The following is a 21,830-nucleotide window of genomic DNA, read 5'->3' as shown; positions in this document are numbered from 1 at the left end:
CGGGGCCGGGGGGGGGGGGGGGGGGGCCGTCGGGGGGGTTCGGGTGGGGGGGGGTGGGTTGGTTTGGGTGGGGGGGGGGGGGGGGGCGGGTTTTCGGGCGGGCCCCCCACGGCGGTTGAGTGATGCGGAGTGGCCTGACCTGCGTCTATGGGGGTGTCAGCCGCACTCGGGGCAGCGTGCGAAGTGGCGGCTCATCGCGCGGGCCATGTTGTGCTTGACCGTGATCGCCTGCTTCGCGCTGGTCTTGGCCGGAGGGGTACCGGCTTTGCGTTCGGCGTAGACGGTCAGGAACCTGATGTCCTTCTCGAAGTCGGACCTGATGCGCGACATGCGCGGGCACGTCTTCACCGTGCGCTCCTCTTCTTTGCGTTGGAGGTGGCCGTTTCGTGCCGCAGGCGTTCCAGGACCGGCGTGAGGCGGTCGTTGCGGATGCCGATGCCGTGGGCGCGCATGATCTCCCTGAGCTGGGTGCGCGTGACCTCGGCGTTCCCGTCCCTCTCCAGCAGCTCGGGCACGTGGGGGCGGAGCTGGATGACGAGTTGGTCCACACTCACCTTCCCCTGCCTGCGGGACGGCTTGCCGTGGCCGCCTCGGGACCGGTTCCGGAATGCGTTTGGCCTCCCGAGGTCGGGGACCGCGTGGGGACGGGGACGGTCCCCACCCGACTCGGTCCCCGTTCCGGGGTCACCGTGGTCCCCACTGGGGACCAGGTGGGGACGGTCCCCAGTGGGATCGGTCCCCGTTCCGGCGTCTGGGACATCGTGGTCCCCGTTTGAGACAGGCGTTGGGGACGGGCTATCCGGACTCGAAGCTGCGGTTTTGTCCCCGACTTCCCCGCTCGTTTCTGCGCGGTCCCCGATGTTGTCGGTCCCGGGGACGACCTTGTCCCGGTCCCCGTGCGCGGGATCCATGTTCCGGTCCCCATTCGATTCGCGGTCCCCGGTTTCGGGGACCGTGTGGGGACGGTCCCCGATCGCGGAGGACGCCGTCCCCGCCAGCAGATCCGCAGGGTCCGCTTCGGGACCGTCCCCATCTGGTGCGGTGCACGCATCGGGGACCGCGAGCGTGCGACCCGCCTGGTCCCCCTCTGCTGTCCCGTCGGCGATGGCCAGAAGGACAAGACCGTGGTCTTCGTGGTGCTCGTCTTGCGTCAGCAGCGTCCAGGGCGAGGGTAGGTCGATGGTGGCGAGCGCGGTGGCATGCCGGTGGGCGGCGAGCTGGTCCAGGAGCGCGCGCCGCTGCTTCAGGTCGGTGCCGACGCCAGCCCGTGCCAGGGCCTTGGACAGCTGACGGGTGATCCGCCGGCCCCGCCAGCTCTCACGGCTTTTGGCGGAACGTTCCGCCAGGCGGGTGGCCAGGGCGACGGCCTTGGCGGTGGCCCGGTCGCGGGTGATCTGGGCGGCGTCCCGGTCGCGTTCGGCGATGCCCAGGCGGGAGAGCAGGCGCTCGCGTACTTCCCGTCCGAGGGTGGCCAGGATGCTGTGCGAGGCGGCGCCGGGCTTACGCAACCGCAGCTCGATGCCCATGGCCTGGTGCCAGAGCATCGCGGCCATGACCGGGCCGACGAATGCCCGCACGGTCCCGCCCACCGGTCCTGACTCGGCGTAGGCGGGGATCACCTGCACGCCGGTGATCATCCAGACGAGCATCCCGGGCAGGCCGGGCGCGCCCTGAGTGTTGAGGTTTTGGCGAGCCATCAGTGCGGTGGCGAACAGCGCGAGTTCGGCGGCGGCGAACATGGCGGCGCGCTCGGCCGTGCCGGCCATGTCGAGGTAGTCGGCGGCGAAGCGCCAGCTGGTGTCGGCGCTGTAGGCAGTGCAGCCGAGCGCGGCGAGGGAGGCGACCCACACCGCCGGGGCGGACGACCGCGCCGTTCCGGCGCGGGCACGGGCCCGACGGACCAACCATCCGCCGGCCAGCATGGCGAGTACTGGCAGGGCAGCGGCGACGATCATCAGGGGGGAGGGTTCGAAGGGGGCGGCAGCCAGCGGTATGTCGGTGGGGCGGGTCATGCTGCCTTTCCGAGTGCGGTGATCAGGGCCTGGGTGTGCACCTGGCGGGGCACGGGAGAGACGGTGGCCTCTTCCTCGTCCTCGTCCTCGGAGGTCGTGGGGCCAGCCTCGTCGTACAGGCCCCAGTACCGGTCGCGGTCGGCGACGTCGTGGGCTGCGCGGCGCATCAGGTCGCGGGCCCAGTCGAGTTCGAGCTGGAGGGTGTAGGCGAGACGCTCGGGGGACCATCCGCGGGCGTAGGCGTGGCGGACGACGGCCTCGCGTTCGGCGTCGCTGAGGTGGACGTCGCGGCCCTGGAAGGCGGCCTTGACCCGGGCGTAGTCGAGGCGCTTGCTGACGCGGGCGTGCCAGGGGCGGCGCTCGATCTCGGTCAGTCCGCCCCACATCCCGTGGCGGATGTCGTTGTCCAACGCGTAGGTGAAGCAGTCCTTCTTGACCGGGCACCGGCCGCAGATGGATCTGGCCTCCGCAGCGGCTTCGTGGTTGCGCGGGGCGTGGAAGAACAGCTCGTCGGCGTCCTCGGCGGGCATGCCGTGGCACAGGCCCCGGGCGTGCCAGCTGTGGTCGGCGATCCCGCGCAGCGTCGGGTGCGCGGTGTCGTTCGTGGTGATGGTGCGCAAGAGAATCTCCGGGTACGCCTCAGCACGCGCGCGGCACCGGCAGGGCGGGCGCGGTGTACGGCGGTGAGGCGGTGTAGGGGCGCGGGTGGTGCCGCACCGGAGGGGGGAGAGGCCGGTTCAGTGGCGCTGGAAGCGGCGGTCCGGGCCGGTGAAGTGGACCGGGGTGCACATGCCGGACAGGCGTGAAAGGACCCGGTCGCCGATCACGTCGCGCAGCACCGGCTGGCGCGGACCGCTCGCGAGTTCGCGGACGGGCGGCAGGTTGGTGGTGAAGATCGTCGGCAGCCGGTTTTGGCAGCGCCAGTTCACCAGCCGGAAGGTGATCTCCTCCGTCCACTGTGAGCCCTTGGCGGCGCCGAGGTCGTCGAGCAGCAGCAGCGGCACCCGGACGATCCGGCGCAGCATGTGCTCCGGGTCCACGCCGGACTGCGGGCGCATGTCGGCGTACAGGTCGGCGGCAGTCGTCGCCTGCCATGAGACGCCGCACCCGGCGGCGGTCAGAGCCCGGATCGCCGCGTACGCCTGGTGAGTCTTGCCCGCTCCGGTGCTGCCCCATAGCAGCAGCGAGGGGCCATGGGCGATCCGCCGGCGTCCGGCTGTGCCGTAGTGCGGGTTGAGCCCGCCGGCGTTCGGCTCGACCGCCGCCTGGGTGATGGAGTGGACCCAGGCGGCGACGTCCGGATGCTCGACCATAGCGTCGCGGTAGTCGACCGGGATCCGCGCCTGCGCGGCCTCCAGGGCCGGGATCGGCTCCGGGGTGTCCGGCAACGGCACGCTCGCGTCGATGCCGCGCTCGGCCAGCTTGGCCTCCAGACGGGCCCGGAGCCGCTCGCCGACGGCGGGCTGGGGGTCGGCGAGGCGTGCGCGGGTCACAGGCGGCCTCCGAAGGTCGTCGGCTCGGTCGGGTTGAGGTAGGGCGTGTAGCCGGAGCTCGTGGTGCTGGCCCAGGGCCCCGCGCCGGAGGCGGACGACGACGCCGAGGCGGCCTGCGGGGCTGCGTTGACGACCTCGTTCACCAGGCTCGGCAGCACGCTCGGGTGCAGACCCTTGGCCCGCAGCCGCTCCAGCGCTGCACGGATGTCCTCAGGGTCGAAGCGCTCGTCCAGCAGGACCTTGATCTTGCGTCCCAGGAGCCCGAGGACGTCCTCCGGCGGTCGGCGCGGGCAGTTCCGGATGTACTCGGCGACCAGTTCCTTCGCGGAGACCGATCTGGGGAGGGGATCGGGTGCGGGCGCCTCGCGCCCCGTAAGGAAAGATCCAGGATCCAAGATCCTAGATCCAGACCGGGAGCCTTCCGGTAGTCCTCCCGTAGTCCTCCGAGAGTCCTTCGGGAATGCCGTTTGACCTGTGGTTTTCCCCGACGGCGCCGCAATGGGTGCGGCTGGAGCGGTCAGCGGTGCGGACATCGGCTCTCCAGGGTCCGCCGTAGCCTCTGCGGGCCCGGTGACCGTCGCAACCGGGTGGTGCACTCCTCCCAGAGGGCTCCCGGAGTCCTCCGGGAGGGTTCCGGGAGACGTCACGGACGGCGCCGTGCGCTTGGCGGGGCAGGCACCTGTCTGGCACTTCCCGCACGGCTGATGCCCCTGGTGGCTGGGGCAGCGCGGCACCCTCGACGCGGTCGGCTTGTTGATCTTCTGGTGCTGCTCCCACGTCACGACGTGCAGCCACGTACGCCCGTCGCAGCCGGCGTAGCGGCAGATCAACCCGGCAGCGGCCAGCTCCTCCAGGTCCTGAGCGACGTGGGCGGCGGTGTGCTCAGGGCGCAGCGCCCACAGCCGACCGGCGATGATCGCCGGGTGGTCGCGGTGACGGCCGGAGTCGTCAGCCTGTGTCAGCAGCCCGATGAAGGTGAGCATGGCGGTCACCGAGCACTCGGCCAGCGACTCCGACTCGAACATCTCGGGTTTTACGGTGCGTATACGTGCCATCAGTACCGACCTCCCCGGCGGCGCCGGGACCCGTGGCGGGCTGCGGGCTGACAGACGGTGGTCGAGATGGGCACAGGGAAGGCTGCCGTGCAGGTCAGGATGTTCGACCTTTCGCACAAGGCAGTCGTCATGCAACACTCTCCAGTGCAGTAGATCCGCTCCGGCGTGCCCCCTGGAAGGGACCGGTGCGGTGCCGTGGGTAAATCTCCGGCCCTTGCACGGGTCGGAGTGCCATAGAGCGTCGGGTGTCCGGGAGTTGCACCTCTCGGACACCGGCGTCGCTCCAGCCGGGGCTTATAAGACCCAGCCAGTTCTCACGCGGTACACGCCTACCCTTCTGCGGTTTCTGGCCCCGACGGGGTTCCGTCGAGGGACGACGAACGTACGCACGCCGTCCTGTCAAGTCCAGACTTGGCTCTAGGGTTTTCGACAAGTCGCTGGGGCTTCTGCCTTCTCCCGCCAATCGCCTCGTCCGCTGCTGGGGACGTCGAAACCTGTCCAGTCCCTATGGGTTTTCTTTGTTGGACCCCTGGCGAGGTCTGTGGATCACCCTCGGCGTCAATGGGGATCAGGTGTCCAATATGTCCAGAGCGCTGCGCGAGGGTGAAATCTCGGCGATGCGTGACGTGAGTCCCGTGCGGGCTGTGTCGCCTGTCACTTTGGTGAACCGATTGCGTGCGTAAATACGTGACTCATTGGATAGCGCTTCCCAAAGTAACTGCGGAGTGATGACGGTGGAGAACTTTTCATACGGTCGGCTTGCCAGTCAACACCAGTCAACGGTGGCGTACTGTGGTGGTGTCGCAAGGGTTGGATATAGGGGAAGTTGATCATGGCTGACATGTTGGGTCCTGCATCCGTGGATGACGGGGCTGTGTTCCGTGAGCGGCTGAACTGGCTGTTCGAGCACGTTCACCCCCCACGGCGGGGGGCCTACAGCAACAAGGAGGTAGCCGCGCGGATTGCCGGATTCGGAGGCTCGCTCTCCGACTCCTATATCTCGCTGCTGCGCACCGGGAAGCGCATCAACCCGTCCGATGACGCCAAGGATTGGCTTGCTCAGGCTTTCGGCTTCCCGGAGCGCTTCTTTGGCGACGATGAAGTAGCCGCTGAGGCGCTTCGTCAATTTGCTGAGGTCAAGTCAAAGCAGGCGGGAATCGAAGGTGTCTTCTACCGGATGATCGGGCTGTCAGCAGACGGATTTGCCGCAGTACTCAAGGAAGTTGACCGAGTGAGAGAACTTGAAGGGCTCCCGCCGACGCCTGAGTGACACGGTGTCAAATATGTTCAGAAGAACGAGAAACAGAGAGAACTATGTGGTCGTCTCCTCATCAACAGCCGAGCCTGTTGGCGGAATTGAAACTCCCTCAGGTTGACAGTGTCCGCGATCTCCGCCACGAGGTGACCTGCCGGACAGGACGCGCGGTGCATATCGAGGCGGCGGGGGAGACGGTTCCGGGACGGCGCTGCGGCGTCACGTATGTCACCCCGAGCGCCTTCTACATCTTCTACGACCCGCTGACCAGTCATGCCCACCAGGATCACGTCATCGGCCACGAGATCGCCCACCTGCTGCTGGGCCATCACGAACGCCGTCAACCGTCCGAAGAGGCGCCGCAAGGGCTCGCGCCCCTGCTCGACCCGGCCCTGGTCGAGATGATGCTCGGGCGCAGCAGCTATGAGGAGGCCGAGGAATACGACGCCGAACTCCTCGCCTCCTATCTGTCCGGCCGCGTCATCGAGCACCGGCTGCGCAGCGCATCCCCTACGGGCGACGACATCCAGGAGCGGATCGCCCACACCCTGCTCAGCCGCAGAGGGGCCGACCGGTGAAGGACATCCTGCACCCGATCAGCCTGACCGTGGCGCTGATCGGCCTCGCGTGCCTGCTCAGAGATCTTCCTGCCCGGCGCCGGGACACAGCCTGGGCGGCCTTGACCGCCGTCTATCTGCTCTCGGCGCTCAGCTTCCTGTTCTCGATCAGCTCCATGTGGCGGGCCATCGACGAGGCGCTCGGCACGAGGAACCTGGCCGTCCCGCTAGCCATGAGCTGTGTGGTGGCCCTGCTGGCCGGCCAGCAGATCGTCCTGAGCCACTGGAGTTCACCCGCCGACCGGGCCCGCCGGATGTCCCGGTACTGGCTCGGCTCTGGTGCCGTCGTCATCGCCGCACTGTTCGTGCTGTTCTTCCTGCTGACGCCCGCCGTCCAGCGGCCCACGGACTTCACCCTGTACTACGCGCATGACCACATTTACGCGGCCTACCTTACGGTCTACATCAGCGCCTACACGCTCGCCGAGGGTTACCTGAGCGTGGCGAGCTGGCGTCTGGCCGGCCGCAGTCCGCGCCCGGGCGTACGCGTCGGGCTGCGCACCGTCGCCGTCGGCGCGGCCGTGACCCTCGGCTACAGCGCTGTACGCATCGGGAACCTGATCGCCGCAGCTCTGGGCACCTCCCTGACCGGCTGGGAGGACTTCGCCTGGATCTGCGGTGACCTCGGAACGATCCTCACCCTGGTCGGCTGGCTCATCCCCACGCTCACCGCCCAGACACGGCACGCCACCTACCAGTGGGAGCTTCGACGTGCTCACCGTCAGCTGCATCCACTGTGGCTCGCCTTCTACCGCGCCGTCCCCGAGATTGTCCTCACCCCCAACGGCTCCACGGCCGACGACCGATCGCACACCCGCGGCATCCCTTTCCAGGTGTATCGCCGGGTCGTGGAGATCCGCGACGGACAGACCGCAGTCCGTCCCTACCTCGACCACCACATACGGCAGGCCAGCGAACAACGGCACCGGGCCACCGGCCTCTCGGGAGACGACCTCCACGCTGCGGTCACCGCCGACCAGATCCGTGCCGCTCTCATGGCTCACAGCCAGGGCGCGCTGCCTGCCCAGCCCACCGACTTCGCTGACCAGAACATCGAGTCCTGGCACCCCATCGAGGACCTCCCGGCCCTGCGTGCCATCGCTCGGCACTTCGCCCGGCACGACCAACCCACAGCCCCCGAGGCCGTCAGCACATGAACACCAGCTACCCGGACCTCCCGGCCCACGCCCAGCTCAACGCCCTCCAACAAGGCGCCATCTCCAGCCGAGACCTGCTCGACCTCCACCTCGAACGGATCCAGGCCAGCACCCTCAACGCCGTCATCACCCTCGACATCGAAGCCGCCCGACGAGCAGCCGACGCCTCAGACACACGCCGGACCCGAGGCGAACCCGTCGGCCTGCTCGACGGGCTGCCGCTCACGATCAAGGACTCCTTCGAAACCGCCCACTTGCGCACCACCTGCGGAACCGAAGACCTCCGCCACCACATCCCCGAGCAGGACGCCGATGCTGTTGCGAGACTCCGCCACGCCGGCGCCGTGATCATGGGCAAAACCAACGTCCCCGCCTACTGCCAGGACCTCCACACCGACAACACCCTCTTCGGAACCACCCACAACCCCCACGACACCACCCGAACCCCCGGCGGCTCCTCCGGCGGCGCCGCAGCAGCCATCGCCGCCGCACTGACCCCCCTCGAACTCGGCAGCGACCTCGCCGGCTCCCTCCGCCTGCCCGCCCACTACTGCGGCACCTACGCCCTCCGACCCACCCAAGGACTCGTACCCGCTCGGGGGCACATCCCCCGACCACCGGGCTGGCTGACCACGAGCGACATGCTCACCCCAGGCCCCCTCGCCCGCCACCCGCGCGACTTGGCCCTCATGCTCATGGCCCTTACCACCCCCACCGCGGAGGAACACACGCCGTGGCGCCTGAGCCTGTCCGAACCGCGTCCGCACCTCGGTGACTCCCGCATCGCCGTCTGGCACAACGACCCCGAGTGCCCTGTCGACGACGCCACCGCTGCGACGCTCGAACACGTCACACGCCACTTGGCCGCCGGCGGAGCGCACATCACCGCAACCCGCGGCCCGGTTGCCTTCACTGAAGCATCGCAACTCTTCGAACAGCTCCTCCACGCCAACACCTCCCTAGCTGGCAGCGACGACGCGTTCACAGCAGACCTGACCAGCGCACGCCAACTATGCGAGGACGACATCTCTCCTCGAGCCACTGCCCTGCGCTATCGCACCCAGCCCCACCGCAACTGGCTCATAGCCCGTGAAGAGCGCGCCCGTCAACGCGCTGCGTGGACGGCGTTCTTCGAGCACCACGAAGTGCTCCTCACCCCTGCTGCCCCGACCCCCGCGATCCCGAACGGCAGCCGAACTCTTCAGATCAACGGGCACGAACGCAGCTTCTTCGATCAGACCGGCTGGGCCAACCTCATCAGCCACATCGGCCTGCCCGCCGTCATCGTCCCCGTCGGCCTAAACGACCAGGGCCTGCCCATTGCAGTCCAGTTGATCGGCGCACCGTACGCCGACCGCACCCTTCTCGCCCTGGCCATGCATCTGGAGTCCTTTGAACTGCTATGACCGGGACCTTCAAAGGTTCTCCGGTACAGAAGAGGTCGCGAAGCATGTCGGCTGGCTGTCGGCGGAGCTGAGGAGCACGTCCACTGCTTGAAGGCTTCCGGTGGGCGTTACATGATCCCTTTCCAGCGCCACGGACGTGCTTCTGCACGACCCCGCAGACAGTCCACGCGGTACTGCGCTTCGGCCTGCCACTCGGGCCGCGTGGCTGCATGCTGGGCTGCGTAAGTGGTCATACGCAACTCACGTGCCCCGGCAAGGAGTTCGTACCCCTCCCACTCCGTGACATCCCTTCCGTACGCCTGGCAGAACTCGGCGTACTCGGACTCGGTGACCGTGCCGGTCGTCGTGAGCTTGACTGCTGTCGAGACGAGATCCCACTCCGGCGGCCCGATAGAGGCCCGCTCGAAGTCCATCATGATCGGGCCGGCAGCGGTGCGCGCGACATTGCCGACCCAGGCGTCCCCATGCACAAGACACTCGGGCAGGCCCATGGGTCTGTGCTCCCACCACTCGCGGAGTTCTGCGTGTCGATGTCGCAGCCACGCTCGATCATCTTCTGACAGGGATGTCGCTGCCTCGATCCGCTCGGTAACCCGTACGAACGGGTCGAGCCGGTCTAGGGGGAAGGCAGGCAGAGGCAACGGGTGGAGCTGTTTCAGCAGCACGACCACATCCCGAACCGTGCCGATCTCGTGCCGTGGGAGCTCAGCCCAGAACGTCGCCGGGCGGCCCGCGGCCTCCACCGGCTGTTCGACCGGTAGCGCGCGGACAGCCGGTAGCTCGTTGTCGGCAAGCCAGCGGGCCACGCGGACCTCTCGCACGGCCGCATCCCACTGGCCGGCGCGGGCGATGCGGACGATCACCTGATCCGGGAGGCGCCATATCTCGTTCTCGGCGAGGCGAATGGGCTCGGCGCCTGCCGGGTCGAAGCTTGCGCGAGCGCAGGCTTCTTCCAGTACGGCGCGGGCGGGGGCAACCGAGTTCGTCATGCCTGCAAGGTAGCTGTGATCCGTTGGCGCAGCTGCGCCGCCTCCTCCAGCGTGCGGTGTTGCCCGGCGAATCGGCGGAGTTCCCTGAGGTCGTCCGCAGCTCTCCGCGAGGTGAGCCTGCCGACGTCGTTGAGCGCCTGGTGCCCAATGGTAATCGCTTGCATAGGGTCGCCCTTGGCCATGAGGAGCGACGCCAGTTTCGTTCGGGAGATACCGCGCGAGCGGGCGTAGTCGTCGCCGTGGCCGACGACCGCTGTTGTGAACCGCTGCGCCGCCCGCCCCGGGTCCTGCTCGGCGTGAATGGACAGGTCGAACAGCGCATGGGCTGTGTCGCCGTGGTGCTGGGCCTCGTCGTAGTAGTGCATCCACGCCGGGTCCTTGGCCGGGTCCGAGCGTGCAAAGGCATCGTCGGCCGCACCTACTGCGGCCAATGTGCCCTGGACGTCGTTCATCTTGCCGAAGGCTCGTGCGCGGGCGCTGTGCATCATGGCCTGAATGGTCGGGGTGAGCCGGTCGGCGCGGACAAGCCCCTTCTCCGCGTACGTGAGACCTTCGTCAGGATCGCCGACCCAAGTCGCTTGTCGGGAGAGGAAGGAGAACGTCTTGGCGCGAAGCCACCAGTCGCCGGCCTCCTCCGCGCATTCGGAAGCGACCTTGAAAGCGACCCTCGCCTCGCCGTGAGCATAGGCGTCGAAGTGAGTGGCGCCGACTACGATGCCCAGCCGCGCGATGGTGCTGAGGAGATCCGGGCGGAGCTGCTCCGGGCAGGCGACGAAGAGCAGCCGTACGGCCCACTCCATCGAGCGACTCGCGAAGTCACCGACCAGACCCCCACCGCCCTGCGCGTTGTCCCAGCGGTGGATGCTGTCGGCGATGAGGCGCAGCTGATCCAGCTCCGTGGGGCGAATCCGCTTCGGAAGCTCCGGCGGTGCGGTTGGCGCGACGAGTCGGGCGAGTTCTATCGGGGCGAAGGCGGCAAGGCTGGTGGCAGCCAGGAAAGCGCGTCGGTCCACTGAGGTAAGGCTCTCGGATAGCGGGGCTGACGGGTCTGTGCCCAGCATGCGCCCTTGATGGACCTGAATCGTCCCCTCCACCGGTCCTCGGCGGGCACTATCCGCATCACGCCGCCTTTTATCCGCATCGCCGAACACCATCCCCCACGCGCGGGTGAGGACTCCGCCCGTCTCAAGGACATCGTCCAGACGCTCTGCCAGGTCACGTCGGCACCGGTACGAACCCTTTTCGATCTTGGAGATCACATCCGGGCTGACCTGCACCATCGGCCCCAACTGAGCAGCCCGCAGACCTGGTTGACGCTTTCGCCAGTGGCGCAGTTCAGCACCGAACCATGCCTGTGGCGAGGCGTCGGGGTTGAGCTCCTTCTCGGGCTGCGGCATCAGCGTCCCCTGGGTCGTGATGCGGATATCTCAGGTCTCCGCATCCGGATATGCACTTGGGTCTCGCGACCTGACTGAATGGTTGCTGACCGGTTCCACACCAGTACACACCGCAGTCAAACCTCATTGGTGAGGATTCGCCAGACCGAATTGGATCTTTGATGGCCGACCTCTTGGAACTGCCCGCCGTGCCAGCAACCGGCGTGCGCGCGACGACGCGCAGCAAGTCGGGGCACCTGGAGATAGACCTCGACGTGACCTCAGAGGCCGTGCCCATCATCAGGACCGTAGTTCGGGCCCACTTGGAGCTTTGGGGTCTATCCGGCCTGATCGACAGTGCCGCCCTGACGGTTACGGAGTTGCTGACCAACGTCCTGCGGCACACAGTTCCTCTTCCCGGCACCGAGACGAGGGGCGCGCGGCTCACGGTCACGCGTCTGACGGGCGTACTCAACGTCTGCGTGCGCGACTTCGATCCCGTATTGCCCAAGCTCTCCCACGACGCTGCGGACGCCGAGTGCGGCCGGGGCTTGCTCCTCGTGTCGAGCTTCGCCGACGACTGCGGTTGCTCCGAGTTCACGGGCGGCAAAGACGTGTGGGCCAACTTCCTGGTTCGTGGCGACCAGGCGAGCGACAGTGGACGAGCGCGGAGGGCGTCGTGACCGCTTTGAACGAGCGCGCGCCGGTCGACGCGCACACGATCCGCGAGACGTACACCGTCGGCCTCGACGTATGGGGCACGTGCCCACCGGAACTCGTGAAACTGAAGACCCTTCTCGGCCGGTTGCGTGGTCATGTACAGCTCCTCGTCCCGGAGGTCACTGCCATCGCCGCCCGTATGCGAGGGGAGATGCGCCACACAGCGGTCTACGTCATCGTGCGCGCTCATCGCCTCCTGGAGGAGGGCGCCGGCAAGTCGCAGGGGGCGAAGGCTTGCCATGCGCAGGACCTCGCTGTCATCTCTCGCGCACTGCTGACGCTGTTCGAGAACCCCGGCCCCCTCGGGCCGTCGACGGGCACGAGCGATATCGAGGAGGCCATACGGGGGCGAATCTGCGGCGCATGCTCCCAGCTGATCGCCTCTGGGGAGTCCTACGAACGCGTGCTGTTCGCATCGGAGGCGAGCGGCGGCATACATGGCTATCGCCACACGGACAGTTGCGTTGTTGTCGCCGAGGAACGTCGGGCCCAGCTACGCGCGATCTGAGCTGCCGCCCTGCCTTCGGATGACCGGCGAGCCCGGAGCCGGGGCGGCATTGCACCTCCTTCCGGCGCTCTCCGGCTGAAGAGTGAGCTTGGCCCCTCGGCCGCTCGTTCCGGGGTGGCTGGGGCCTACCTAGATGTTGACGAGAAGGAACATGACGAGCCACAGCCCTTTGCCCTCGTTCCTGGACGCGTCTCAGAGCACTCCCGCGTGCCGACTGCTCGACTCGATCACGGGTGTCCTCGTATTCGCGGCCGCCTCCGGTGCCGCTCGGTTGCGGTCTCCAGGGAGGGGAGATGTGACATGACCACATGCCTGAGCTCCCGATGGGTCACAGGCGACTGCTGGCTCGGGTGCACGCGTACCGACCTGCCGGTTACCTGGCTCGGCCCGGTGCAGTGGGACGGCCAGCATGCACCGTTCATGACGTGCGAGGACTGCCTTAACCGACTCAAGGCGCAGGCACTCACCTACTTCATGGGCGGCAGCTCGCCGGCATCTTACGAAGGGAAGCACCGCGCGACAGATCACCGCCTCCCGGAGGCAACCGACGTGTCCAGACCCTCCTAGCCCGACCCCAATTATCCGCTCCCGACCACCTCGGCGCGCGGGCGCCGAGAAGGAGACTGCTCGTGACAAACGTCCCCGGCATGACTGAGAACAGCGACAAGAGCCCTGCCTCTGAGCAGGAGTTGCGCGACAGGATGGTGAAGCAGCTGATCGAACTCGGTGCCGCGCGCAGTCCCCGCGTCGTGGCAGCCTTCCGTTCGGTTCCCCGCCACCTCGCCACGCCTGACGAGGACATGGCCAAGGTTTACGAGCCCGAGACCGCCACGATCACCAAGACCGACGCCACTGGCACGCAGGTCAGCTCCGTGTCCGCGCCGCGCATCCAAGCCATGCAGATCGAGCAGGCTGACATTCGGCCGGGGATGAAGGTCCTGGAGATCGGCTCCGGCGGCGTCAACGCCGCCTACCTCGCAGAGTTGGTCGGTGACGGGGGCCACGTCGTCACCCTCGACATCGACCCCGATATCACCCGGCGCGCCAAGGACTTTTTGAAGGCGACCGGCTACAGCAACGTCACAGTGATCACCGCCGACGGTGAATATGGCGCGCCGGATCACCAGCCGTACGACCGCATCATCATCACCGTGCAGGCCGCCGACATCCCACCCGCCTGGATTCACCAGCTTGCCGAGGGCGGCCGGCTGGTTGTCCCGCTGCGGATGCGCGGCATGACCCGCACCGTCGCGTTCGTCCGCGACGGCCAGCACCTGGTCAGCGACGGGGTGGAGCTGTGCGGGTTCGTGCCGATGCAGGGTGTCGGTGAGAACCGCATGCGTCTGGCTGTCCTCCACGACGTCGAGGGAGAGGAGATCGCCCTGCGCCTGGACGATCACCCCGAGCCTGACGCCGAGGCTCTGCGGGCCGCCCTGCGCTCACCTCGTGCCGAGGAGTGGTCGGGGGTGACGCTCGCTGGTGACGAGTCCAAGGAGCACCTGGACCTGTGGCTGGCGAGCGCGTTGGACAACCTGCCCCTCATGGCAGCGACACCGGCCGCCCGGCAGCGCGGCCTCGTCGCCGCCAGGACGCCGCTCGGTGTGCCGACCCTGGTGGACGGCGGCAGTTTCGCCTACCGGACGGTGCGCGCCACCGAGGACCCCGACCGTTTCGAGCTGGGCGCCGCTGGCCACGGGCCGCAGGGCAAGGAGGTCGCTGAGCGTCTGGTCGAGGAGTTTCAGGTCTGGAACGGCGAACACCGCCGGCAGCGTGCGCACATCGAGGTTCACCCGGCCGGGACGCCGGACGAGCAACTTCCCGTCGGCCGGGTCATCGACCGTCGGCACACGCGGATCACGATCTCCTGGTCGTAACGCCGTCGGCGTCGCGACCAGGCCGGTAAGAGCACATCCACCCACCTCTGTAGAGGAGAACGAGATGGCACCGAGGAGCACCGGCACGACCCTGAAGTCCGGCACGGACTTCGCAATGCACGGAGGGTCGGACTTCGACCTCAGCATCGAGACCGTCGCGTCCGCGCCGGTTATCGGCGCGCTGCTGAACGAAACCGGCGACGGCTGTGGCCAGACCTGTGAGTCCGCCTGCTCCAACAGCACCTGCGAGTAACAACAGACGTTGGGGGCCGGGCCGTTCCTTACCGGCCTGGCCCCCACCGCGAGACCCAAGGGGGTACAGCCATGTATCACGCTGTTGACGCGGGCATGATCAGGGCGTCGGTGTTTCCCATGGCAGCGCCGATGCCTCCGTGGCCAACACTGGTCGGTGAGGAGTCAGCAGACACTGATCTGTGGCGGGAATGGATCACCCAGGTGTGGGCCGACGACATCAGGGCCGCCGCGATCGAATTCGCTGCCCCCCGCCTCGCCGACTCCATCCGTGAAGTGGCGGCCGGAGAGTGCCAGCGCTCGCGGGCCGTACGGCGCACCGCCATGTCCCTGGCCCGCTACGTGCTGCGCATGCAGTACCGGGCCACCCCGTTCGGGCTGTTCGCCGGACCGGCCCCCATCCGCATCGGCGCTGCCAGTCGCGTGGACTGGGGCACCGAGCACCGTGCCTTCGTCCACGCCGACGCTGAGTGGCTGAACGACGTCATCACCACACTGGAACGTGACCCGGACGTGCTGCGGAACGTACCCGTCGTCGCCAATTCCAGATGCATCGTCCGCGGTTCGCGAATTGCCCTCCTCTTCCAGCCGGGCGCCGAAGGCCCCACCGAAACCACGCTGCGTCGCACCCCCGCCGTGGAGACCGTCCTAGCCCTGGCCCGCACACCGATCACCGTCAGCACTCTCGCCGCCAAGCTCCGCAGCGACTACCCCGACACCACGGACGAGCAGATCCACGCCATGCTGCACAGCCTCGTCGAGCACCGCGTGCTCCTGACCAGCCTCCACGCACCCATGACGTGTGGTGACGCACTCGGGCACTTGGTCGAGCAACTCGACACCACCAGCGTCGCGCCCGCCAAAGCCGATGAACTGCGTCAGGCCCGCACGCTCCTCACCCGCCACGACGAGGCCCCACAGCGAGCCCAGCGCACGCTCCGCGCCAAGGCCACGGCGAAGATGAACGCCCTCACCGGCATCACCGACCGCAGCCTGGTGGTCAATCTCCGCCCAGACTGCGACATCGTTCTACCCGACACCGTGACCCGCGAGGCGGAGCATGCCCTACAGGTCATCATCCGGCTGACGCCGTTCCCGAACGGCTCAGCGGCCTGGCAGGACTACCGCACGCGCTTTCTGGAGCGCTACAGCATGGACACCATCGTGCCCCTGCGCGACCTCACCGACCCGGACACCGGCCTCGGTTTTCCCGCCGGCTACCGCGGCACGGTCCTCAAGCGGCCGGTGCTGGCCACGACCCATCGAGACGAGCACCTCCTCACCCTCGCCCAGGACGCTGCCCTGAACGATCAGCGCACGGTCGACCTCACGGAAGCAGACATCGAGGCCCTGGCCCTCGGCCGGCCCACCCAGGTGCCCGCGCACGTCGCACTGTCCTTCACGGTGCTCGCGCGTTCCCTGAACGATGTGGAAGACGGCGGGTTCGCGCTGGCAATCAAAGGACTGTCCCTGAGCGTCGGTATCACGACGGGACGCTTCCTGACGATGCTGGGGGCAGCCGACTTCGACCGCATGGCCGCCGCGTACTCCACACTGCCGACGCTCACCGCCGGTGCCGACCTGGGACAGGTGTCCAGTCCTCCGCTGCGCGTGCGTACCCGCAACGTCGCCCGCGCCCCCGCCCTCATGCCGAACATGCTCTCCGTGGGCGAGTACAACCCGGACGCCACGCTCGACGTGGACCATCTCGGTGTTGTCGCTGACGCACGGCGCCTCTACCTGGTGTCGCTGTCCACCGGCCAGGTGATCGAGCCGATGGTCATGAACGCCGTGGAGTTGACCAACGCCACCCATCCTCTGGTTCGCTTCGTCTCCGAGCTGCACCGCTCGCACACGGCCACCCTGATCCCGTTCGCGTGGGGCGCGGCGGCCCGGCTTCCGTTCCTGCCCGAGGTACGCGTCGGCCGTACCATCCTGTCCCCTGCCTCCTGGCGGCTCCGCACGGCCGACCTCGTCGACGGCGGCAACTGGGCATCCGCCTTGTCTGACTGGCGCGCCCGCCGCAGAGTGCCCCGCACGGTGTACGTCGGCAACGACGACCAGCGGCTGCGCCTGGACCTCGACCTCCCGGCCCACCACCAACTCCTGCGAGCCGAACTGGACCGCCACCCAACCGTGATGCTGCGCGAGGCACCGCCGGAGGACGCGTTCGGCTGGCTGGGCCGCGCCCATGAGGTCACCGTGCCCTTCATTTCCGACCAGCGGCCCGCCCCGGCCGCGGTCCGACGGACAGCGGTCGTCGTGGGCCGGGACTCCGGCCGACTGCCGGGTGCCTCCCCGTGGACGTACGTGAAGCTGTACGGCAACGCGGCACGGGTACCCGAACTGCTCACCGCGCACGTGCCGCTCCTGCTGGGGGAAGTCGAACCGCTGGAGTGGTGGTTCATCCGCTACGCGGACCCCGACAGCCACGTGCGCCTGCGGTTGCGGCTGCCGTCCCCGGACGCGTTCGGGAACACTGCCCAGCGCGTTGCCACCTGGGCGGCTGAGCTGCGGGCCGAGGGGCTGCTTCAGCGGGTGCGGTGGGACACCGACGAGCCGGAAATCGGGCGCTACGGCACCGGGGCCGCCCTGGAGGCTGCTGAACGGTTCTTCGCCGCCGACTCCGACGCCACCCTTACACAGATCGCCTTGCCTCTCCCCGACAGCCACCGGCAGGCAGTCACCGCCGCCAGCTTCGTCGACATCGCCACCGCCTTCCTCGGAACACCGGCGGCCGGCCGGGCGTGGCTAACGGCGAACTTCCCCCAGAGCGACGGCGCCACCGCCCTGCCCCGAGACGTACAAGCCCTCGTCGTACGCCTCACCAGCGCTGAGCACCACTGCCCGATCCAAGAAATCCAAGGCGGAGACGCCGTTGCGCAGGCGTGGGCTACACGCCAAGCCGCCCTGCTCGCCTACCGAACGGTGCTCAAATCAACCGGCATCGATCCGGCGGCCGTCCTTGGGTCCCTGCTGCACATGCACCACAACCGCGCTGCCGGGATCGCCCCCGACGCCGAAGCGACCTGCCGACGCCTCGCCCGCGCTGCCGCCCTGTCCTGGACCATCCGCACCGAAGGAGCCAAGCGGTGACCACCGCCCCGCCCATCACCGACACCACCATCGCCACACGGCAGTCTCTTGCGCGCGGTCCCCTCGGCGCCGCCCTGCTCCACATCGAACGCGCTCACCGCGGCCTCACCCCATGGCGCGACGTCCACCAGCAACTCGCCGACGTCCGCCCGCTGATCGACGGAGACACGGCCGGCCTGTTCCTCGGAGCCCCCGCCATGACGTACGTCCTTCACCTCGCGGCCGCAGACAGCGACCGGTATGCCGGAGCCCTGCACACCCTTGACCGCATCGTGGCCGCGCACACCCGGCGTCGCCTGGACGCCGCCCACGCGCGCATCGACCAGGGCGGCCACACAGCCTTCGCTGAGTACGACCTGTTCCGTGGGCTGGCCGGCCTCGGTGCCCTCCTGCTGCGCCGACAGCCGGACGGCCCCGAACTGCGCGGCGTGTTGGAGTACCTGGTCCGGCTCACCCAACCGATCGCCGGGGCCAACGGGGAACAGTTGCCCGGCTGGTGGGTCGGCCACTCGCCTGCCAGCAAGACCATCACACAGGGCGGCCACGCCAACGCGGGGCTCGCCCACGGCATCAGTGGTCCCCTCGCTCTGCTCGCCCTGGCGAAACGGCGCGGCATCACCGTGGACGGCCACGACTCCGCCATGGCCGGGATCTGCCGGTGGCTCGACGGGATCCGACAGAGCGACCATCGCGGAACCCGCTGGCCTCGGTGGATCAGCGCGACCGGCCCCGCTCCCGCTCTCCCCGCCACCCCGTCCTGGTGCTACGGCACGCCGGGCCTTGCCCGCGCACAGCAGCTTGCCGCCATAGCCCTCGGCGACGAGGACCGCAAACGGATGGCCGAGCGCGCCCTGCTGTACTGCCTGGACGACGCGCACCAGCTCGACAAGCTCTCCAATCGCGGCCTGTGCCACGGCGTTGGCGGCGTCCTGCGCACGGTGCAGCGGTTCGCGGAGGACGCAGAGACCCCGCACGCGTTCACCGTCCGCCTTCCCCTGCTCAGGCAGCGCTTTCTCGCCGCCGACCTGCCTGAGGGGGCCGGATTCCTCGAAGGGGAGGCCGGGGCAGTCCTGGCGTTCCAGAGCGCTGGACGAGAAGCCGGGCCAGTCACCGACTGGGATGCCTGCCTGCTCTTGAGCTGAAGGGACGGCACAGTGCACGAGCACGACACCAGCCCGGCCGAGAACGCCATCTGGTCCGTTCTCGGCGGAATGCCGATCGCGGACGCAGCGAGCCGAGCGGAGACGAGCCCCGCCTGGCTTGCTGACGCGGTCGAGCGGTACCGCGCTGCTGGCCGGACTGCGCTCGACGCCAGCCCCGAGGGCTGGCACCAGGTGAACATCGAGTTCGCCGACTACCCCACCGCCGAACAAACCTTCCGCGCCTACCTCCTGCCCTCCCTGCGCGGTGCACCCGTTGGGGCGTGGTGGTTCCTGCGCAAGTACCCCTGCTGGCGCCTGCGCGTTCACCCCAGCCCGGGCACACCGGCCGAGGACGTCATCGCGCACGTAACCGAAGCCCTCGACAGCGCGGTGTCCTGGAACGTGGTGAAGAACTGGTGTCCGTACCTGTACGAGCCGGAAAGCGTTGCCTTCGGCGGCCCAGACGGCATGATGATCACTCACCGGGTGTTCCACACCGACAGCATTGGCGTACTCGACTGCCACCAGCACGCCGCCAGCGAAACCGACGGAGCCCTCGACGCGAAGGCCACCTCTCTGCTCGTCACCACCCTGTTCCTGCGAGCCGCCGGGCTGGAATGGGGTGAGCAGGGCGACGTGTGGGGGCAGATCGAGGCCAAACGGCCGTTGCCCCAAGACGTTCCCGCCGACAGGGTCAGCGCCATGGCGGACACGATGCGGCAGCTACTCCTGCTCGACGCCGGCCCTGCAATCAATGACGGCCCGCTCGCGTCGTTACAGAGCTGGGTGACCGGCATGGAGCACGGCGGGCGTGCCCTGGCGGACATAGCGCGGGACGGGCGGCTTGGGCTCGGCCTCCGAAGCGTCCTGTCCCGGCACGTCCTCTTCCACTGGAACCGCATGGGTTTCACCGCCCGGCAACAGGCCATCTGGTCGCGTGCCGCCCGGGAAGCGGTTTTGGGCTGCTGATCGGCAGGTGGCCCGGGCCACTGTCGTGCTTCGCCGTCCAGCTCTTCCACACTAAGAGGGCGGTATGCGAGTTTTTGCCTTGTATCTGACTCTGCTATGGCATTGGCGTGCAGATCAGGACTGTTAACGAGTACCGGTTGCATGGCGAGGACGAACAAATCGACGCCTGGCGGGCGTGTTGCCGCGGCCCGGTGCCCTGGCATGGGACCGAGCAAAAGGGCCATCCCGGCCCGAGCTCGGCGACATACTGCGGTCATGAGTGGAGAGGATTCGACACGGCTGGCGAGAGCCCTCATCGAGTTCCGTGAGGCCGAAGGCATCTCGGAGCGTGAACTCGCGCGCCGCACCTGGCTGAGTGAGGCGACCATCAGGACCTTCGAACGCGGTTGTGGGGACCTGCCCACCCCGACCGTTGCCCGAAGCTTCGAGGAACTCCTCGGCTGGGCTCCGGGCAGCATCAAGACCGCGCCGTCCGAGGCGATGGGCCGTGAGGCATCGGCCGACTCGGCCATGGACCTCGAGTAGGCGTGCTGGTCAGGGCTGAATTCCGGGCGATTGCGGTCGTGGCCTGGTGAACAGTCCTGGCTCGGTTTCGGCCAGGATCCCGCGGTCGGCCAGCCGCTTGAGCTTGAGGCGGACGTTGTTGATGTTGTTGGGCGCGATCTCCAGGTCCATCGCCTCGCACACCTGCCGCGCACGCAGCGGATGGTCGGCCGCGGTGAACACCGTCATGATCTGCTGGTAGGCCGGATGGTCCGGCAGCTTCAGTGCCGGCGGCGCGGGCGGTTGCGGGTCCGGCAGCGCCAGCAGCGTCTTGCGGGTGATCCGGACTTCTTCGGCGGCCCGGCCGAGTTCGTCGAGCTGGGCGGTCAGCTGCGTGATCTGTTCCCGCGTCGTCTCAGCCTGCGCGGCGATCTCGCGTTCCCGCTCCTCCAGTCGTGCCAGCACCGCGCCGAGCGTCAGCTCCCCGCCGGTCATGCGGTGCGCCAGGCGGGTACGGTCGCCGCGGTCAGCCGTCGCAGTATCACCGCGGTCATCGCCCAGTACACCCGCGACTCCGAACTGCGGGGCAGGTGCTCGTAGTCGCGAACCAGCCTGCGGTGCAGCATCAAGATCCCATAGGCGCGTTCCACGACCCACCGCTTGGCCTGGGGAACGAACCCGGTCTGCGTGGGGTTGCGCTCGACGATCTCCACCTCGATGCCCACCTTTTCCCCGTGCGCGACGACGGCGTTCTTGAAGCCCTGGTCGACCAGGGCCTTCTGCACGGTGTCGGTGTCGGCGGCGACCTTGTCCAGCAGTGCGATGCCGACGGCGTTCTCGTGCGCAGACGCGGCCGCCACGACTACCGCGATCACCAGTCCCATAACGTCAACGGCCAGGCCGCGCTTGCGGCCCGGTACTTTTTTTGCCGCATCACGCCCCGTCGACACCGCGGGCACCCCAGCTGCCGCGTGCACGCTCTGGGTGTCAAGCACCACCAGGCTCGGGTCCGCCTTCCGACGCGCCATTTCCCGCACCTGCCAGCGCAGCAGGTCGTGAATGGTCTGGTCGATGCCGTCGTCACGCCAGGTGTAGAAGTAGTACTTCACCGCGCCGGCCGGCGGAAAGTCGTGCGGGAGCAGTTCCCACTGACAGCCGGTGCGGCCCTGGTAAAGCAGCGCGTTGACGATCTCCCGCATCGCGTACCGGCCCTGATGGCCACTGACCGAGGGATGCGCGGCCTTCCACGCGGCGATCACCGGCTCGACCAGCGCCCACTGCTCGTCACTCACGTCGGTCTTGTAGGGCTTGCGCTCGCTCACAGTGCCCAGCCCAACATGCCCATGGCCGCCGACCGGCCGGGATGCCGCACCGTCATACGTTCAGGTGACGACAAAACCCGTATGTAGTCTCATACCGCCCTCTA

The 21,830-nt window shown here is 68.3% G+C and carries 21 protein-coding genes; 12 read left to right on the top strand and 9 right to left on the bottom strand.

What is annotated here, in order from left to right; all coding sequences use genetic code 11:
* Positions 1-156: 156 nt before the first annotated feature.
* From ACH4TV_RS31895 to ACH4TV_RS31875, 5 genes are all read right to left on the bottom strand, one after another.
* Complete coding sequence (locus ACH4TV_RS31895; protein WP_398404231.1) at positions 157-330, bottom strand: hypothetical protein; 174 nt, start codon at positions 328-330, stop codon at positions 157-159.
* Positions 331-344: 14 nt separating this feature from the next.
* The gene (locus ACH4TV_RS31890) at positions 345-2,012 is read right to left on the bottom strand and encodes a hypothetical protein (protein ID WP_398404229.1); all 1,668 of its coding nucleotides are present in this window, start codon (positions 2,010-2,012) and stop codon (positions 345-347) included.
* Positions 2,009-2,632 carry a WhiB family transcriptional regulator gene (locus tag ACH4TV_RS31885; RefSeq protein ID WP_398404227.1) on the bottom strand — a complete coding sequence of 208 codons (624 nt, stop codon included), beginning with the start codon at positions 2,630-2,632 and terminating at the stop codon, positions 2,009-2,011. Before ACH4TV_RS31885 ends, ACH4TV_RS31890 begins: the two co-directional genes overlap by 4 nt.
* Before the next feature lie 117 nt (positions 2,633-2,749).
* Complete coding sequence (locus ACH4TV_RS31880) at positions 2,750-3,505, bottom strand: ATP-binding protein (protein WP_327731519.1); 756 nt, start codon at positions 3,503-3,505, stop codon at positions 2,750-2,752.
* Positions 3,502-4,560, bottom strand: coding sequence for a hypothetical protein (locus ACH4TV_RS31875; protein ID WP_398404225.1), 1,059 nt, complete (start codon positions 4,558-4,560; stop codon positions 3,502-3,504). The genes ACH4TV_RS31880 and ACH4TV_RS31875 overlap by 4 nt, the downstream gene beginning before the upstream one ends.
* 832 nt (positions 4,561-5,392) lie before the next feature.
* Here ACH4TV_RS31875 and ACH4TV_RS31870 point away from each other — a divergent pair.
* From ACH4TV_RS31870 to ACH4TV_RS31855, 4 genes are all read left to right on the top strand, one after another.
* Positions 5,393-5,830 carry an XRE family transcriptional regulator gene (locus ACH4TV_RS31870; RefSeq protein WP_398404223.1) on the top strand — a complete coding sequence of 146 codons (438 nt, stop codon included), beginning with the start codon at positions 5,393-5,395 and terminating at the stop codon, positions 5,828-5,830.
* A gap of 155 nt (positions 5,831-5,985) precedes the next feature.
* Positions 5,986-6,393: a secondary metabolite protein gene (locus ACH4TV_RS31865; protein WP_398404221.1), complete on the top strand. Its 408-nt coding sequence runs from the start codon at positions 5,986-5,988 to the stop codon at positions 6,391-6,393.
* Positions 6,390-7,589: an MAB_1171c family putative transporter gene (locus ACH4TV_RS31860; RefSeq protein ID WP_327731523.1), complete on the top strand. Its 1,200-nt coding sequence runs from the start codon at positions 6,390-6,392 to the stop codon at positions 7,587-7,589. The genes ACH4TV_RS31865 and ACH4TV_RS31860 overlap by 4 nt, the downstream gene beginning before the upstream one ends.
* Positions 7,586-8,995: an amidase family protein gene (locus tag ACH4TV_RS31855; protein ID WP_398404219.1), complete on the top strand. Its 1,410-nt coding sequence runs from the start codon at positions 7,586-7,588 to the stop codon at positions 8,993-8,995. Before ACH4TV_RS31860 ends, ACH4TV_RS31855 begins: the two co-directional genes overlap by 4 nt.
* A gap of 107 nt (positions 8,996-9,102) precedes the next feature.
* On the opposite strand, the gene ACH4TV_RS31850 is transcribed toward ACH4TV_RS31855, so the two are convergent.
* Positions 9,103-9,984: an aminoglycoside phosphotransferase family protein gene (locus ACH4TV_RS31850; protein ID WP_398404217.1), complete on the bottom strand. Its 882-nt coding sequence runs from the start codon at positions 9,982-9,984 to the stop codon at positions 9,103-9,105.
* Positions 9,981-11,381: a helix-turn-helix domain-containing protein gene (locus ACH4TV_RS31845; protein WP_398404215.1), complete on the bottom strand. Its 1,401-nt coding sequence runs from the start codon at positions 11,379-11,381 to the stop codon at positions 9,981-9,983. Before ACH4TV_RS31845 ends, ACH4TV_RS31850 begins: the two co-directional genes overlap by 4 nt.
* Positions 11,382-11,542: 161 nt before the next feature.
* Between ACH4TV_RS31845 and ACH4TV_RS31840 the strand changes: the two genes are divergently transcribed.
* From ACH4TV_RS31840 to ACH4TV_RS31805, 8 genes are all read left to right on the top strand, one after another.
* Positions 11,543-12,043 carry an ATP-binding protein gene (locus tag ACH4TV_RS31840; protein ID WP_398404213.1) on the top strand — a complete coding sequence of 167 codons (501 nt, stop codon included), beginning with the start codon at positions 11,543-11,545 and terminating at the stop codon, positions 12,041-12,043.
* Positions 12,040-12,588, top strand: coding sequence for a DUF6415 family natural product biosynthesis protein (locus ACH4TV_RS31835; RefSeq protein WP_398404211.1), 549 nt, complete (start codon positions 12,040-12,042; stop codon positions 12,586-12,588). The genes ACH4TV_RS31840 and ACH4TV_RS31835 overlap by 4 nt, the downstream gene beginning before the upstream one ends.
* A 647-nt stretch (positions 12,589-13,235) precedes the next feature.
* Positions 13,236-14,462 carry a methyltransferase, FxLD system gene (gene fxlM, locus ACH4TV_RS31830; RefSeq protein ID WP_398404209.1) on the top strand — a complete coding sequence of 409 codons (1,227 nt, stop codon included), beginning with the start codon at positions 13,236-13,238 and terminating at the stop codon, positions 14,460-14,462.
* A 64-nt stretch (positions 14,463-14,526) separates the two neighbouring features.
* Positions 14,527-14,715: an FxLD family lanthipeptide gene (locus ACH4TV_RS31825; protein WP_398404207.1), complete on the top strand. Its 189-nt coding sequence runs from the start codon at positions 14,527-14,529 to the stop codon at positions 14,713-14,715.
* Between the two features lie 71 nt (positions 14,716-14,786).
* Positions 14,787-17,810 carry a lantibiotic dehydratase gene (locus tag ACH4TV_RS31820; protein WP_398404205.1) on the top strand — a complete coding sequence of 1,008 codons (3,024 nt, stop codon included), beginning with the start codon at positions 14,787-14,789 and terminating at the stop codon, positions 17,808-17,810.
* Positions 17,807-18,952 carry a lanthionine synthetase C family protein gene (locus ACH4TV_RS31815; protein WP_398404203.1) on the top strand — a complete coding sequence of 382 codons (1,146 nt, stop codon included), beginning with the start codon at positions 17,807-17,809 and terminating at the stop codon, positions 18,950-18,952. Before ACH4TV_RS31820 ends, ACH4TV_RS31815 begins: the two co-directional genes overlap by 4 nt.
* Positions 18,953-19,021: 69 nt before the next feature.
* Positions 19,022-19,921 (top strand): thiopeptide-type bacteriocin biosynthesis protein, encoded by a 900-nt coding sequence (locus tag ACH4TV_RS31810; protein ID WP_398404201.1) that lies wholly within the window; start codon positions 19,022-19,024, stop codon positions 19,919-19,921.
* A gap of 255 nt (positions 19,922-20,176) precedes the next feature.
* Positions 20,177-20,446 carry a helix-turn-helix transcriptional regulator gene (locus ACH4TV_RS31805; protein ID WP_351561330.1) on the top strand — a complete coding sequence of 90 codons (270 nt, stop codon included), beginning with the start codon at positions 20,177-20,179 and terminating at the stop codon, positions 20,444-20,446.
* Between the two features lie 9 nt (positions 20,447-20,455).
* On the opposite strand, the gene ACH4TV_RS31800 is transcribed toward ACH4TV_RS31805, so the two are convergent.
* Complete coding sequence (locus ACH4TV_RS31800; protein ID WP_398404199.1) at positions 20,456-20,899, bottom strand: hypothetical protein; 444 nt, start codon at positions 20,897-20,899, stop codon at positions 20,456-20,458.
* Positions 20,896-21,726 carry an IS5 family transposase gene (locus tag ACH4TV_RS31795; RefSeq protein ID WP_398404197.1) on the bottom strand — a complete coding sequence of 277 codons (831 nt, stop codon included), beginning with the start codon at positions 21,724-21,726 and terminating at the stop codon, positions 20,896-20,898. The genes ACH4TV_RS31800 and ACH4TV_RS31795 overlap by 4 nt, the downstream gene beginning before the upstream one ends.
* Positions 21,727-21,830 lie beyond the last annotated feature (104 nt).

It is taken from the genome of Streptomyces sp. NPDC020898 (assembly GCF_044333925.1).
Classification (GTDB): Bacteria; Actinomycetota; Actinomycetes; order Streptomycetales; family Streptomycetaceae; genus Streptomyces.
This window is presented reverse-complemented; position numbering and strand designations above follow the sequence as displayed.

Coding starts and splice junctions, on each gene's coding strand:
- ACH4TV_RS31870 (WP_398404223.1), top strand. CDS start 5,393: ATGGCTGACATGTTGGGTCCTGCATCCGTGGATGACGGGGCTGTGTTC.
- ACH4TV_RS31840 (WP_398404213.1), top strand. CDS start 11,543: ATGGCCGACCTCTTGGAACTGCCCGCCGTGCCAGCAACCGGCGTGCGC.
- ACH4TV_RS31890 (WP_398404229.1), bottom strand. CDS start 2,012: ATGACCCGCCCCACCGACATACCGCTGGCTGCCGCCCCCTTCGAACCC.
- ACH4TV_RS31850 (WP_398404217.1), bottom strand. CDS start 9,984: ATGACGAACTCGGTTGCCCCCGCCCGCGCCGTACTGGAAGAAGCCTGC.
- ACH4TV_RS31845 (WP_398404215.1), bottom strand. CDS start 11,381: ATGCCGCAGCCCGAGAAGGAGCTCAACCCCGACGCCTCGCCACAGGCA.
- fxlM (WP_398404209.1), top strand. CDS start 13,236: ATGACTGAGAACAGCGACAAGAGCCCTGCCTCTGAGCAGGAGTTGCGC.
- ACH4TV_RS31800 (WP_398404199.1), bottom strand. CDS start 20,899: ATGACCGGCGGGGAGCTGACGCTCGGCGCGGTGCTGGCACGACTGGAG.
- ACH4TV_RS31805 (WP_351561330.1), top strand. CDS start 20,177: ATGAGTGGAGAGGATTCGACACGGCTGGCGAGAGCCCTCATCGAGTTC.
- ACH4TV_RS31810 (WP_398404201.1), top strand. CDS start 19,022: ATGCCGATCGCGGACGCAGCGAGCCGAGCGGAGACGAGCCCCGCCTGG.
- ACH4TV_RS31895 (WP_398404231.1), bottom strand. CDS start 330: ATGTCGCGCATCAGGTCCGACTTCGAGAAGGACATCAGGTTCCTGACC.
- ACH4TV_RS31875 (WP_398404225.1), bottom strand. CDS start 4,560: ATGGCACGTATACGCACCGTAAAACCCGAGATGTTCGAGTCGGAGTCG.
- ACH4TV_RS31820 (WP_398404205.1), top strand. CDS start 14,787: ATGTATCACGCTGTTGACGCGGGCATGATCAGGGCGTCGGTGTTTCCC.
- ACH4TV_RS31855 (WP_398404219.1), top strand. CDS start 7,586: ATGAACACCAGCTACCCGGACCTCCCGGCCCACGCCCAGCTCAACGCC.
- ACH4TV_RS31825 (WP_398404207.1), top strand. CDS start 14,527: ATGGCACCGAGGAGCACCGGCACGACCCTGAAGTCCGGCACGGACTTC.